Genomic DNA, 14,931 nt, shown 5'->3' on the forward strand with positions numbered 1-14,931 from the left:
TTTGTTCCTTACTGCGTTTTAAAGACACCGCGCCACGCATAAAATATAAAACTTATACACGCAGAGAAGAATGACAATTTTTCAATCTCACGGTATACAAACCATGTCTTTTGGGCCGCTTTTATTTTATTTCGAGAAATAGAATCTGGTAGTATTCTATATTGAGTTAATATTTCATTTAAAATCACAGCACTTTCACCCGTTTTTAATAATTTTAACCATAGGGCATAATCTTGTCGTGTTCTAATCAAGGGCATCTTAATATCATTAAAAGCACTACGCCTTAGCATCACTGTCGAACATCCCATTGTTGCTTTTTTGCGCAATTGATTTTGATAATTAAAAGAACCCTTTTGCTTTGTATCAACCGTTTTTCCAACCTTTACATTTTCAGCATCAATCAACTCATAAGCTGTAAAAGAAAAATTAATTTGATCCCCCATAAAGGATACTTGTTTTTCTAGTTTATCCGAATACCATAGATCATCACTATCTAAAAAAGCAATGAAATCGCCTTTAGCATGTTCTAAAGATACATTTCTTGTAACTGCGGCTCCGGAATTTACTTTGTTTTTAAATAGCTTTATACGGGAATCTTTTTTCATTAACTCCTGCAGTAATGTAAAAGTCTCATCGGTTGAACAATCATCGGTAACCAGCCACTCCCAGTTGGAATAGGTTTGCTGGGATAATGAATCATAGGTTGATCTTATAAAGTTAATTGAATTATAAGAAGGTGTTATTATTGAAACTAAAGTTTTCATATGTAAGGACCAATGTAAATTTATCTATTAATACATTTTTTTTATGTTTTTTAAAATAAAACATATAAAAATTATTATGCCTTTTGTGTTACCAAATATGTAACGAAATGCAATAAACCTAGACATTATTTTGACATAGCTATTTAATGAGTTTCCCGAAGATTCTCTAGGGTGCTGACAAATTGTATTATGTATATGTTTGCCTTTCCCCCCATTATTCAGAAATTGAGCTAAGTATACTGGCTCATCACAATTAGGATATTTTGCTCCTGCACCTAGATCGCATGGAAACCTATATTTTTTAGTGTCATTATTTAAAGACACTGCGATTTGAATAGTGCCGACACCTAGAATTGAACGTAAATTATGATAATTTTTACATAATGGGGGCTTAAGTAATTTACCTTCATTATCTTCAACATCAAAAGTTATAAAAGTACAATCAGGAGACTTTGAGAAGCTATTCTCTAACAAATCAAACAAATCGGGAGAAAGAATTACATCATCATCTGTAAATAAAATAAGTCCTTCATTGCTATAACTAATAGCCATATTTCGACTATAAGAAACCCCTAAATTAGAATCAAAGACTATTTGCACATCAGATCGTTTTGTCCAAGTATGTGCCCTTTTATACTCGATAAGTAAATCTTCGGTTGTTCCTTGAACCACAACTATATACTCAACATTACTTTGACGTTGCTTAATCACATTATCTACGTTATCTAACCTACTATATAAGCAGGATACTAATACACTTATCAATTATCAAAAACCTTCTAGTAAGTTTAAAACTATAATCCCCTTAACGTACAACTACATCTACCCCGGCGACTAATTAGTCAGAATAATAAATCGTAAATTAAACTCTATATAACGACGATTCGCCTAAAAAATTGAGGGTTATTTAAACAAAAACACATTGTTATACTGCATCTGTAGATGCTGTTGATATCGCTTGTCCTGAAGAGTAATTAAATTTTTGTTTATAGGTAAGTTAGTCACATTCGCTATAGTATTAATGTTATTTTCCAGTGCCTACCTACTAATATATTCTATAGAGGGAAGATATTCGATTCTTCATCGTTGCAATAATTAAAGTTAATTTTCTATTTCCCATATAATCCACTTTTACTATACGTCATAATTGATATAACAGTTATATAAGATCAACTCTCGACCATAAAAAAGTTAAATTCCCATACAAATAATTCGCTATAGTAAAACTAAACTTTAGATCTAATAGCAACTAGACCAAAGAATTATATCAATATAATTACAAAATATAAGTTACTTATATAAAATTTCCACCAGGATCCCTTATTTAATTAAATATAAAGGGACAAAAATAGATTTAAAAAACCTAAACTTGATTATATTTCGCCACCAAAACTTAATATTAAGTTTAAAATCCTTCGAACATATACAATTATAAAGTAGATATTCAGCTTCCGATTGATTAGTAAAAAAATCACAATATTTTAAATTAAATTAATTGAAGCTTGGCTCCTGGCTTTATTATTTAACCTTGAGATACTACTTTCCAACACCCTATATTTAAAAGTAATTTCTTTTAAATTTCAAAATCGATAACCTAAAGCTCGACATCTAAGCCATAACTCATAGTGTTCAGATGAGTTTGTTCAAGTATTGTAGTCGCATTTTACCCGTGATCTTCGATTTTAAACATTTGTTTCCTTTTTACAAAACACTTACAACTTGAGTTATTAAATTTCTTGCAATACTTTCAGGAGAGTACTCCTCTAAAAAGAGTTCATCGATGGAACTATTGCAAATTGATTTTAAATTAATTTCTTCTTTTACATTTAAAAAAACATTACATCTTCCTGTCGCCTTTATAAATTTTGCGACTTCATTATTTAAATCTTCAAGTAACACAAGAATCGAACATTTCGTTCCAAAATAATCATAGAGTTTCCCTGGGATTTGAGTTGTTACTTTATCATTTCCAATCAAGAGAAGAATATCAGCCCATTGATAAACATACATCACCTCATGTAAGGATACTTGCCCCTTAAATTCAACAAAATCAATATGTTCATATTGACTTACAAGTTCTAAATCAACTCGACCATAAAAAAACAATTTTATAGGAATATTATTTGAAGAATTAAACGCTTCTATTGCTGATATTATTGGTTTTATATTACGCCCTGTAATTAACCCCGTATAAACCATTTTAAATGATTTAATTGAATCTACAGAAATTTTATCAACATTATTCAGGTAACCTCGAGGTACATAGCGCATATCGATTAATGGATGCTTTTTCGACATTTCGATCTGAGTTGGCAACGACACATAAAAAACTAAATCTGCTATTTTTAGTATTTTTTCTTCTGCATATTTGATGCGTATCCTTTTAAAGGATGACATCACATTCACATCCGAATACCAAGGATCTCCCCAAATTTGAATCCATTTAAGATTATTAAACTTTTTCTTAATATTTTTAGCAACATAATGAGATGTTTTGGTATCTGACGAGCTGATCATGATGTCAAACACCTCTAAATTCAACTTTATAAATTCTTTTTTCGATGATTTTATCCACCCAGCATCAACATCTGGAAAAAAAATAACATCCTTAACCATTTTTTTAAATTCAGTTAATAGAGATGCTTTCCTTTTTTGAGAAAAACCTGATTTTTTAGCTAATCTTGGAACATAGCGACTGATAAGACCTGAATCGACTTCAATAACATTAATATTTTCATGGATTTCATTAATTAAATAATCATCTAATACTTCTTGAGGGTATTTAATAGTTAAAACCGTCACATCGTGGCCTATTTTTGATAGTCCATTAATAAGTGACGTGTTACGAATAGAAGCTGAGCTCCCCTGTTTTGAGAGTAAAGATGTAATGTATATGATTTTCATTTTGGCTCCATTTTAAGAAAGAGTTAACTTTTTATTGTCTAACAGTTTTCCCAAAAAGGTTATAAATCTGTTTACTTTTTCGATGAGAGTTTTCACTCCCTATAGCAAGTACAAGCATATTTTCACCGTTAATATATTTCGACATTAGGCACTCCCCACCTCTCAATCATGTGCCGATACTGTGCTGTAGTTGAATAAGGGATTTCGTAAAAAACCAACTCTAAACCGGAGTGATACGGTATAAATTTCCCATCAAATTTATAAGCTAAATTAATTCTATATAAATTGAACAAACCAAAGAAACTAATAATGACCACTAATTTTGTTATGTTTTTCAAAGAGGAAGATTTAATACCTCTAAATGCTAAAACAATTCCTAGCGGTAAAAACACCTGAAAGTACATCAATACTCGATACATTAGAGGAATTGTACTCGCGACTAGCGCCAGAATTACATAAAGAATAAATAATTTATAAATTATACTTTCTTCTTTTGTTAATGCTTTCTTACTCACTAAAAATATAACCAGCAACCCTATTATAAAATGAAGGGCGTCCATTAAGCCGAAAACTTTCACTGCTACATGACCAATTCCGTAAGAAACAATTTTCCCACTAAACTCTCCAAGATAAGGCATCACCAAAGCTATAATATAACTAAATACGGGTGAATACATGAAGAGGGGAATAAGTATTATCAAACTAGAATCTAACCATTTGCTTTTCCTTTTGACTCTAATATACAGGGGTATAAACAATAAAAGAATACCGCTTAAATGAAATAAAGAAGCAACAGCAATCAAAAAATAAAAACGAACTGACCCGATATATTTAATAGCATAAATAAAAATTGATACCGCAATTGCTTGTCTAAAGGTAACAAAAAAAGACATATAAAAGGCGGTAAAGAAATAGAGAAGGATCAATAAAAAAGCGGTTTCATTACTATTTTTAATTAAAACTCTATCTACCCCTTTAAATATCATTAAAACACAGAAAAAATAAACTAATGCTTTAAACAATATAAAGGGTAGGAATAAAATATTTTTACCAATATAATTTAATATTACAAAGCCTATTTCAAAATCAACAGGCCTCCAACTGATTATAGAAGATAGCCGTATTGAATTATAAAATTGTTCATAAATGTACATATCATTATGAATTTTATAACTTAATCCTCCAACAATCCAAAAAAGAATCATAATTAAAGTGGTACTTATCTTTTTTTGAAGCAAACTTTTACTTTGAGTTACTATAAATAACGCTATAAAAAGACACCCAAAAAGTATATAAAATATCATCAGTCTCGTTTCTCATTGCCATAAAAATCAAAGTAATAAATGCCTTTAGTGGGAAGCAGAGTAACCACATTTTTATGCGTAATAATCTCCTTGTTACTAGGAGTAGTTATAGATTTAATGGCAGAAGGTACAATCAATGAGATTTCAACGCCAGAAATATCATGGCTTGTCTTTTCCAGCTCAAATTCAAATGAAAATTTATCTATTATTTTTATATTTAAAGATTCTCTTAAAATATAATATTCTGCAAGCTCTGTTCCTGTGCAGTACCACACATTTTTATTTTTTAAGTAATTAAAAATTTTGATAAGACTTTTTCTGTCATCAAATATATTTGGTGTTTGCGTCTTTCCATCATTTCTTGCTGGTGATATGTGTTCTTGGATGGATATAACAAGTTTATTATCAAGTAAAAAATCTATTTCTCTTTTTTTCTTTTTAAAAAAGTAAAATGATAATGCTTTTTTTACTATTAATTTAATTTTATTTGCAGAAGTATTATTAAATAACGCTCCATTTAATGTTGATGGAATATCAATTACTTTTTGACTTCCAAAATTAATTAGATCAAAGTTCTTTAACGGGTTTAATTCATTACCTATATCGAGCCCTTTCTCTTGATTTTCCACTCCTTTATTCCAATACCTATGCCACCATAAAAAGTTAGAATCATTTATACTTTGATCTCCAAATTCCCCAGCTTTATAGCCACAGTACTTTCCTCCTTTAGGATATTCTCCACATGCGTCTTTGAATATTTGTTTTCCTTTCTCGATAGTTGCCATCGCTTCATCTAATGAGCCATAGCAATCCCATTCTTGCTTTTGATTTTCAGCTTTTTCAAACACCTCTCCATGGGTTAGTCCATGATATGATAGTTCGTAATTTGGATGAGCATGTAAAGCATTAAAAAAATTCTTAGTTTCTTTATTTTCATTAATAGGATTAGAATACATAAATATCGATGATTTTTTTAGCATTCCTATTCTTTTTCCAACAGGCACATAGAAGTTTACTTTAACCCAAGGGAATGATTTTAAAATTTTATTCTCTAAGAATCTAATTGATGCGTTTTTTCCATTTTTAGCGTAGCCCCAGTCTTCTCCCAAATCAACCTGCCCCGTTCCAGTTAGGTCAACCCAAACATTTGCAAGATCATCAATCATAAACAATACAGGTGATTGTGCATTGTATTTCCATTTACATATATTAATGTTCATATCTCTCCCTCTCGTTTATATATTAAAACATCTAGAAAAAATCTTACCTGGTATACCAACCACCCCTTTATTTGATGGAATATCTCGTATTACAACAAAATTAGTGCCTCTCACTACATTATCTCCAATCGTTATCCCGCCAAGCACTCGGGCTCCCGCTGACTGCATTAGAATGAATAACAACACCAATGCTTCCTATAAAATGAACTCCTTTTATTCGCCTCATATGGAAGATGAGAGTTATTAAAGAACCGATTAAGCATTTGGAAGATCCTTATTATCCTTTTATTTTTAGAATAAAAATAAAAGGATAATTCATATAGCTTCATCGCATTCATTTTTTAATCCTCATACGTATCACCTAAAGCAACCATCCTCATTTCAAAGGAGAGACCGCGAGTGATGCTATTCACGTTATTATTTTAAATTTATTGATGTTTCTATCTCAACGCAGAGACAAACCTGATATTACTTTCCTCTGTAACTATCACTTAGGTTTGCTTGTTTATATTTTCACTTAATTCCAGCAACAATTTATTTTTCAGTCTTTAATCGGTGCAAGCTTGAATGCTGAACTAATGTAAAATTTAAAGGTAACGGTTATTTTCCCGTTTTAAAAGAAACAATATACCCAACTATTTTAAAAGTGGATCCCTAAAAAGCTAAATTACCAATTTCACTGACAGCTAATACTATGCAAGGGTGAATTTCTTCATACCATGCCTTTTTTATTAAGTAAGTTTTACTCGTTTTTTTTCTAGCTTATTAATAGGAAACAAATAACCCAATATCGATTACTATCTTTTCAGATTATCTTTGACTGGTAACAAGTAGACATCAACTTTAAGCACTACTTTTCGTTATTTTAGTTTGACAGCCCACGCCATCAATTGTAATCATACATCCACATAGGTTCAAAAGTTTAAGGGCTTGGAATCGCGGCTGTTATCGCTAAAAAAACACATCGGTTAAATGATGATAAATATCCTTAAGGTTGGAGATGATTACGGATACAAAAACAGTTGAAAGCTGATTTATAAAATTTCAATTGAGCATCTCTAGCTTCTTTCACAATCAATTAAAATTCAAAAATAAAGACCTAGTTAATAATCTAATTTTTTGGTAAAACTCATATGTTTTCAATACCTATTAACCACAAAAAATACCTCTCATTCTTAATCGCGTTTTTTGGCTTTTATTTATTACCATACAAAATGATTTTAAACGGCTTTATTTCATATAGTTTTCGTTGATAAATAAAACCCAATTTTTCATATGATTTTTGAGACGCTTGATTAATAGAATAAATAATAACAAAACTCTTGTCGCAACCCTTTTTTCTGGACATTTCAAGTCTGCTTAAGATTGATTTTTTATGAAACCCTTTTCCTCTATATCTTGCTAAAGTGTAATCATCAAATAAGTAACTTTCTCCTTTTTTTATTTTTAAATACTTATTGATATAAGGGTTATCTTGATTATTTTCAAAAGCCAGCCCATAGTGCCCTGCTATGAATGTACTTTCTAAGAAAAAATAATCTTGAACACCTTTTAAATCTAATCTTTTCTTTAAAATATCCAGTTTTTCTTTTGTAATTTCATTAATATCAGCGTCACATACAGCAGTTAAAACCTCAAGAGACAGTGACAAAAACTCTTTTTCATGTTCCAGTTCCATTTCATCTGTCAACTTTATTTCATAAAGATAGTAAACTTGTAGAGTTTTATTGAATACCCTTTTAAATAAGCCTCGAATGCCTTCTTCCTTTAGCAAAAGGAAAATTTTACAAAACATGAAGCCTCCTTTTATTATTAAATTTTAATTGATTTAAATGCTTTGGGAGTTATAAACTTAAACCCAAAACAAGTTAAAATATAAAGGAAAATCAAAAAAAGGTTGAGAAAAAAATCTGGAATCAGGTTAAGATCTAAATATAAATGAACCCCAAAAAGAGATAAATACACAAAAAAGAACTTGATCCAATTATAATATTTGATCTCTATATTAAAATAGACTTTTAATGAAACAAAATAAATAACATTTGTGAAGAAATAGCTCATAATTGTTGCTACCGCAGCACCGTAAATACCATAATTAGGCACTAACAAAACATTTAATAAAACATTCATCAACGCAGCGCTTCCTGCTATTAAAGAGTTTATAAATGTCTTGTTTTTTATATTAACACCAAGACCATAAAATTCATTTAACCCCCAAAAGAAATAAGAGATAGCAATTAACGGGATTATTTTAGCTGCTTCATAATACTCTTTTGTTGCCAAAATATGTATTAGCAATTCCCCATATAAAGAGAGCCCTAAAACACATAAAACACATAAAAAAATATAAACATTATAAAAGTGAATTATTTTATCTTTCCCTCCCGGTTTGTTATATACACTAAATTTAAAAGGTGTAAATACTTTGCGAAAAGGGGTTAAAAATACAGGAGATATAAGCATTCCAATTGTTGCAGCTAAAGAGTAAATGCCAACATCCGAAAGTCCATGGTACTCACTTATAAATCGTCTATCGATTAAAGATAGCACCCATGTTGATACACTACCTAAAATCAAGCCAGTTCCGAATTTTAACGCTGGTTTTACTAATATAAAATCCACTTCTAGTTTGTATGTCTTTCTATTTGTAAAAAATAACCCCATGAAAATAAACAGGTTAATTACAATTTGAACAGTTAATAGTAATTTAACATCTAAAGTTCCGGTCATACTTAATAAAAACACACTTCCTAATCGAACTACAATCCTAATGAAATTTATTAAAGAGGCTTGCTTTGCCTTATATTCCATTGAATATTTGATTTCATATATTGAGATCACCCCGCCTAATAAGGACAAAACACCCAAATAAATCAAATATTCAGAGGCATTATTTAGGCTACCAAATAAAATATTTGAAAAAAAACTGTTGAAAGTAATGATCAAGAATAAACTGCTAATGCCTAATACATAATGAAGGTTAATAACTGAATTAATAAAGAGGTTTTTATTTTTGACTTCATTATAAAATCGGGAAAAACCACTACCAAGGCATAAGGTAAATAAAATAGCCAAGATCCCCTGAACTGACAAAATAAGATTATAACTACCATAATCTTCTATTGATAAGTTTCGAGTTAAAATAGGGGTGTAAAGTAAGCCGACAACTTGAGTAAAGACTGAAAAAAAAAGGTATGTTAGGCCATTTGAAAGGACTTTTTGATTCTTTATCTTACTTAATATATTAGAAAACATTTTATAACTCTTTTTAGTTCTCTTACCTTTGTAACAAATTTAATTTTTATTGAGTGATTAACATAATACTCTAGTTTATAAACTGAATTCATTTCATCTGTCCATTGAAATTTCCAGGGGTATCGTCCACTACCAAAATCAAGCTCATCGAAACATTCGCTTTCAATAAACCACTCAATCATTTTCCATACACCAATGCGACCAATACTATATTTAGTATAATTTAATTGATAACCCATATTCCAAAAATTAATTGTTTTTTTATGCACGTACGCGGTTTGATAGGCAATAACTTCGCCATCTTTATTTTTTATTAAAAATGTTATGTGTTTATTTTTAGAATAAAGCTTATATAGAAACTTCTGCCTTTTTTTATCTTGATATAGACTTCTACGACCATCTCTTGAGTCTTCTTTTTGTTGTTCAATATGAACTTTAGATATTATATCTATGCAATTATTATAAGTGACTTCAAATGTATAATTAACATCTTTTAAAAGCCGATTATTTAAGTTTTTAACATTCTTTGATAAAAATGCCTTCTTATAACTTATCAATGAAGTAACTTCATTTTTCTTTAATACGGGAGTTTCGACTAATAGATTAAAATGTTTATTATACTCCTGGTGCTTCATTAAATATTTCGAAAATGCAGATGAGATGTTTAGGTGAGTAAGCAACACTTTATCGAACTCAGTCTTACTATCTAGAAGCTTTAAAAATAACAGATTAAAAACTTTATTTAAATTTGTATTATCAGAGATTGTAATTATATTGTGGTAATCTCCTTTTGATAAAAAACTTAATACTTTTTCTTTCAGGAAAAAATGTTGATTCTCTTTTATCATTAAAGGAAAAATTGCTATTACTTGATTAAGTTTATTGTACAGGATCAAAATAAATAATTTAGTTTCGGATTTACTTTCAAAGCAAGTCCACCAATGATAGTTATAATCAAATGTATCGTAATATGTTAAAGTATTACTTTGCTCAACTAAGTCATTCCAGATGTTTTTTAACTTATAGAACTCTTCTGTCGTCCGAATTATTTCAACTTTCATTTAGGCTTTTACTCACTTCTTTATAAACACAATATAACTCATCAAAATAATCTTTAACTTTAATGTTGATCACTTTTAATTTTTCTTCTTGATAAGAATCCAAAAGAAACATAACTTTCTCTATCAAATCATTCTGATCCCTGCTTTTAAAAAGAAGAGTTCCTCCTGGTCTCGCAACTATATTACTGGTAATCGTTGGCACTCCATAAAACAAAGCTTCTCGAATTGAAACTGCGTCTCCATCGGTATTTGTTGGTCTTATAAATAAATCGCTTTTTTTAAGAATTGGATAAAACTCTGTATTTTCAACTTCATATAACATGATATTATTTTCTAAACTTAACTCTAAAATTCTATTTTTCAATGTTTGATAAAGTATTTTTTCTTGGCTTTGCTGTACCTCTTTTGAAAGCACACAAAATAACAGTTTAACGTCTCTTTTTTTTTCTTTTAAACTTGCCATCAATTCAATAAGCATATCTAAACCATATAGGTCTTCGTTCTCATGAATTCGAATAGCACCATTGGCTGAGATCAAAAAACTAGCGTTTTCCATAAACTTAGTTACATTTTCAGGGATATTTTGAATTTCATTTTTACTTTCAATTGGATTAATGGATGCCGGAATATGTACAACATTTTCTTTTTTAACACCTAATTTAATTAGCTTTATAACCATTTTATGGTTTACACAAACAATCTTATTTATTTTTTTTAAGCTCCACAATAAAGTGTGCTTTTGAAGAAACGTAGCGGTATTTAATTGTTCATTCAAGCTCTCGCCATGAATGGTTAAAATCACTTTTTTTCCTAGTAGACAATAGACCCCTAGTAACATTCTTATTTTTAGACTTGTTAAATGAAAATGTAAAATATCAGTGTCTAAAAATGGGATTTTAAAAATTGTATGTTTAAAATTTTCTATAACTATATTTTTTGCCTCTTTTTCTTTATTTCCATTAGTATAAATTAAAACCTCATCCCCCTTTTTTTCTAAAAGTAGCTTTACTCTTTTTATATGGATTGAAATACCTCCAATAGGAGGGGGGAATGAGCCAAAAAGTGTTATTTTCATGTTACATCCCTTATTTCTGATTTTTAACATTTTGGACTAAAAACCGTTGTTTTCCAGCCATTGTCCTTTCTATAATAAAGCAATACTCTATTTCAAGATTTAAATGCCGACCTAATTTTTCAGATAAACTCGTTTTTATTAGATGAAAATCTTTGTCATTAAAATCGTCACCTTTGACTAGCTTTAAGGTAACGACACCAATTTCATTCTGGATAAACTGATAATTACAAACATTTTTAAAAATATCAGAATGCATATTTAAGGCTGTTATTGAAATTTTATTGCCCCTACTTGTGAACAACATCTCTTGTGTCCATCGTCCTTTTATATCTTCTAAAACCCCATTTTCATAGTCTAAATAAGAGGAATAATCTGCAGTTTTGTAACGAATAAATGGCATAATGACACTACCATATCCTGTCACTACAATTTCTCCCATTTTCCCATTTTCTTTGATTACCTCATTATTGTCATCTATGAGCTCTATGTAGCCATATTTTTTTAAAATGTGGTAATGGTGATCATTATTTTTATTTATGGCCATTCCACATAGCTCTGAGTGCCCATAAAAAGTAAAAATTTTGCATTTTAATACTTTTTCAATAAAACCCCGTTGTCCTTTATATAGATTTTCAGAGCTTAATAAAAGAGACTTTAACTTATAATTAAGCTTGAAACCATATGTAAGCATAGATTCAGATAAAATCAAAAGAGCTGATGGGTACCCGTGAATAAACTCGGGTTTGTACTTATTCATTACATCTATCATTTTTTTTATATTGCTATTAGTCATTAAGTACGTATTGAAAACAATGTTTTTATTAAACCGATCGACATAATAAAGTTCATCGCCGAGAACCTGATTTCTAAAAATAGCCTTCCATGACTTTTTGTAATTGTAACCAACAGAACTCCAAATATAATCAATAAAAGCTAGTTCTCTCGCTGCACTTTTTTTATGATGATAAAATCTCATTTGTACACCACTTGTACCGCCTGTTGTTACAATCCGAAAGTCTTTCTTTTGAAACTTTGTTGACTTAAATTGTTCAAGGTTACTCATAACACTTGTCTTATCAATTAATGAAATCTCCTTTATTTCCTCTACATTTGAAAATTTATAAGGATCGAAACAAGCTGCATCAAAACTGTTTTTATAATAGATCGTTGTTTCATAAGCATGAATTAAAAGATTTTTCATTGCATCCAGTTCATTAAACTCAGCATTTTCAGTTAACTCTCTTTTTACCTTAAAGTATTCCTTACCGTATATAATGAAACGAGAAAGATCTCTTGGGAGGTGGCTGAGTATTTTTTTTATTAGCTTTTTCATTGGTTCTCGATTTTAGAAACTTTAATTAAAGTGATTTTCAATACCTCTAAACCTCATTATTCTATGTGATTTATTTTATGATTTTTAGCTTAGGTATTGAAAAGAAAAGCTAATCTTGTTCCTATTCTTGATATTGATTTCTATTTTTTTAGTCTTTAAAGGCCTTCCATAGCTCAGAGAAATAAGATCTTCTTTTATCACTATATAACTGCCGTTTAACAAGTGAACTTGAAGTTCCACAAAATTTTTCCTAAGAAAAACGATGCGTTCAGATATAAAATACAACTCAACATCGGGGCATAATACGAAGTTTATAATTCCTACTCCTCCTTTAATTTCATCCTGAAGAACAAAAACACCTTCCTTTATATTTATTTTCCGATTATGGATAACCCCATTTTTCTTGTAAAATCCATAATGTTCACCTTCAAACTCTGTTTCATTGAACTTTAAACATTTAGCAAAGCTTTGTTCTTTCATTTGAAAAAGAGATTTTTCATCAAAATCATTTTGCTCATCACCATCAATACTTACCGTATTGTGCATTTTAGTGCTTCTAAATTTATTTCTCGATTTATAATCTGCAGTATAAACATCGACACCCGGATCAATAAAAAAATCTTCCCCTAAAATATTTAATTCAATCGCCAATTGATCATTGTGGCTATGCCCCCCTTTGCCCCTTAATGATAAAGCGCCACATCTTATTGCGCAATATATCGCTTTATTTTTTAAAAAATAAAGCCCTCCATCCGGATAAGAAATTGATTTCCCATTTGTTAGTGTTCTGTCTTGGTCGTAATTAACCAATCCAGAGATCCAAAGGCACTCTTCTTTATAGGCGGAGCCATACTGACTAAAATCTTTTCGCTTAAAATATAGACCAGCAAGGCCAAGCGTGTTGTTAAGTGCATTTTTTTTCCAGCCATAATAATCAGATATGATCAATAAGCGACCATCATCGACATCACCAATAAGGGGAGATGTTCCATTGGTTTTGGTTATATTCATAAGGAACTCATGCATTAACTCTAATCGCATTCTAAAGCTTTCAGTAAAATTGATTTTGTTTTTTTCAGTTAATAACATTGCAAAGAAAAAAAGTTCAGTTACTAATCGATGATAAGATGTAGATGTTTCATAATTACTTCCATCTATATGGTTTTGAATAAACATCTCTTTTTCTAGCTCTTTCATGCTAAAACAGAGCCATTTTTCATGCTCTTTATTTTCTTTAAAAGCACAAAAATATAATCCTAGATAAATAAGTCCAACTAAATTTGAAAGGTAGTGATTATTCTTTAACTTCTCTCCATTTTCTAGATTTCTAAAAATAAATTGTCCGTGTTGGTATAAGCTTTGATTGAATTTATCTTTAAATTTTTTGTCTTGATTAATCGGTTCTTCAAAATGGAAATAAGCATGGATCCAATTCACAGCTCGAATCCCAACATCCATAGCACAAGTCCAATTAACGCTGAAGCAATAGGGATTTGAATCGATCCAGTCAGAAGTTTGAAATTTCATTTCTGTGAAGTATTTAGCATCTCCGGTTATCCAATATGCTTTTCCTAAACAAAAAAAATGCTGAAATCGAGATACTTCCCATGGGATCTTTACATCTGCAGAATTATTTAAATCCACAAGTACAATATCTTTATAAAAGATATTTTCCCAAACAAAGTTACTTTTAAAATCTTTGTTCCATGGTATCTTTTTACTTAGTGTTACTAAATTAGACCCAAGCAAATAAAACTGATGCATTAAAACAGCATCTGCACTTTTTATTACTTCTTTTTGAATTTGAGGGTTTTCATCATAAAAGTTTTTTACTTTTTCTTTTGATTCTGAACCATAAAAAAATGTTAATAAAGGAGAAAAATTCTTCAATGAAATTTTAAAGCCATATTTTAATAAAAAGTACTTTAAGATATACATCTGCATTTTTTGCTTAAACCTGTTAAACACTTTAAAAAGAATGGTTAATAACGAATACTCTTTAAAGATCTCCTTAA

11 protein-coding genes are annotated in these 14,931 nt (G+C 29.8%); all 11 read right to left on the minus strand.

Annotated features, from left to right (window positions below):
- Positions 1-8 precede the first annotated feature (8 nt).
- Positions 9-764 (minus strand): glycosyltransferase family 2 protein, encoded by a 756-nt coding sequence (locus PCNPT3_RS12145; protein ID WP_041771311.1) that lies wholly within the window; start codon positions 762-764, stop codon positions 9-11.
- Positions 765-791: 27 nt separating this feature from the next.
- Entirely contained in the window at positions 792-1,475 is a 684-nt protein-coding gene (locus tag PCNPT3_RS12150; protein ID WP_232207365.1) for a glycosyltransferase family A protein, read from the minus strand.
- Between the two features lie 990 nt (positions 1,476-2,465).
- Complete coding sequence (locus PCNPT3_RS12155; RefSeq protein WP_015466154.1) at positions 2,466-3,668, minus strand: hypothetical protein; 1,203 nt, start codon at positions 3,666-3,668, stop codon at positions 2,466-2,468.
- 128 nt (positions 3,669-3,796) lie between these two features.
- Complete coding sequence (locus PCNPT3_RS12160; protein WP_015466155.1) at positions 3,797-4,972, minus strand: EpsG family protein; 1,176 nt, start codon at positions 4,970-4,972, stop codon at positions 3,797-3,799.
- Complete coding sequence (locus tag PCNPT3_RS12165; protein ID WP_015466156.1) at positions 4,972-6,192, minus strand: hypothetical protein; 1,221 nt, start codon at positions 6,190-6,192, stop codon at positions 4,972-4,974. The genes PCNPT3_RS12160 and PCNPT3_RS12165 overlap by 1 nt, the downstream gene beginning before the upstream one ends.
- A gap of 1,195 nt (positions 6,193-7,387) precedes the next feature.
- Entirely contained in the window at positions 7,388-7,987 is a 600-nt protein-coding gene (locus PCNPT3_RS13610; protein WP_015466158.1) for a GNAT family N-acetyltransferase, read from the minus strand.
- Between the two features lie 17 nt (positions 7,988-8,004).
- Positions 8,005-9,447, minus strand: a complete 1,443-nt coding sequence (locus PCNPT3_RS12180) for a lipopolysaccharide biosynthesis protein (RefSeq protein WP_015466159.1) — start codon at positions 9,445-9,447, stop codon at positions 8,005-8,007.
- Positions 9,429-10,508 carry a GNAT family N-acetyltransferase gene (locus PCNPT3_RS12185; protein WP_015466160.1) on the minus strand — a complete coding sequence of 360 codons (1,080 nt, stop codon included), beginning with the start codon at positions 10,506-10,508 and terminating at the stop codon, positions 9,429-9,431. Before PCNPT3_RS12185 ends, PCNPT3_RS12180 begins: the two co-directional genes overlap by 19 nt.
- On the minus strand, positions 10,498-11,583 hold the full coding sequence (locus tag PCNPT3_RS12190) for a glycosyltransferase family 4 protein (protein ID WP_015466161.1): 1,086 nt from the start codon (positions 11,581-11,583) through the stop codon (positions 10,498-10,500). The genes PCNPT3_RS12185 and PCNPT3_RS12190 overlap by 11 nt, the downstream gene beginning before the upstream one ends.
- Before the next feature lie 10 nt (positions 11,584-11,593).
- The gene (locus tag PCNPT3_RS12195) at positions 11,594-12,916 is read right to left on the minus strand and encodes an AMP-binding protein (RefSeq protein ID WP_015466162.1); all 1,323 of its coding nucleotides are present in this window, start codon (positions 12,914-12,916) and stop codon (positions 11,594-11,596) included.
- 84 nt (positions 12,917-13,000) lie between these two features.
- On the minus strand, positions 13,001-14,860 hold the full coding sequence (locus tag PCNPT3_RS12200) for an alginate lyase family protein (RefSeq protein WP_198006666.1): 1,860 nt from the start codon (positions 14,858-14,860) through the stop codon (positions 13,001-13,003).
- Positions 14,861-14,931: the final 71 nt, after the last annotated feature.

The sequence above is a fragment of the Psychromonas sp. CNPT3 genome, from assembly GCF_000153405.2.
Classification (GTDB): Bacteria; Pseudomonadota; Gammaproteobacteria; order Enterobacterales; family Psychromonadaceae; genus Psychromonas.

Bases quoted from the DNA above. Each gene is read 5' to 3' on its own strand.
- PCNPT3_RS12145 (WP_041771311.1), bottom strand. From the start codon at position 764: ATGAAAACTTTAGTTTCAATAATAACACCTTCTTATAATTCAATTAAC.
- PCNPT3_RS12155 (WP_015466154.1), bottom strand. From the start codon at position 3,668: ATGAAAATCATATACATTACATCTTTACTCTCAAAACAGGGGAGCTCA.
- PCNPT3_RS12160 (WP_015466155.1), bottom strand. From the start codon at position 4,972: ATGATATTTTATATACTTTTTGGGTGTCTTTTTATAGCGTTATTTATA.
- PCNPT3_RS12165 (WP_015466156.1), bottom strand. From the start codon at position 6,192: ATGAACATTAATATATGTAAATGGAAATACAATGCACAATCACCTGTA.
- PCNPT3_RS13610 (WP_015466158.1), bottom strand. From the start codon at position 7,987: ATGTTTTGTAAAATTTTCCTTTTGCTAAAGGAAGAAGGCATTCGAGGC.
- PCNPT3_RS12180 (WP_015466159.1), bottom strand. From the start codon at position 9,447: ATGTTTTCTAATATATTAAGTAAGATAAAGAATCAAAAAGTCCTTTCA.
- PCNPT3_RS12185 (WP_015466160.1), bottom strand. From the start codon at position 10,508: ATGAAAGTTGAAATAATTCGGACGACAGAAGAGTTCTATAAGTTAAAA.
- PCNPT3_RS12190 (WP_015466161.1), bottom strand. From the start codon at position 11,583: ATGAAAATAACACTTTTTGGCTCATTCCCCCCTCCTATTGGAGGTATT.
- PCNPT3_RS12195 (WP_015466162.1), bottom strand. From the start codon at position 12,916: ATGAAAAAGCTAATAAAAAAAATACTCAGCCACCTCCCAAGAGATCTT.
- PCNPT3_RS12200 (WP_198006666.1), bottom strand. From the start codon at position 14,860: ATGCAGATGTATATCTTAAAGTACTTTTTATTAAAATATGGCTTTAAA.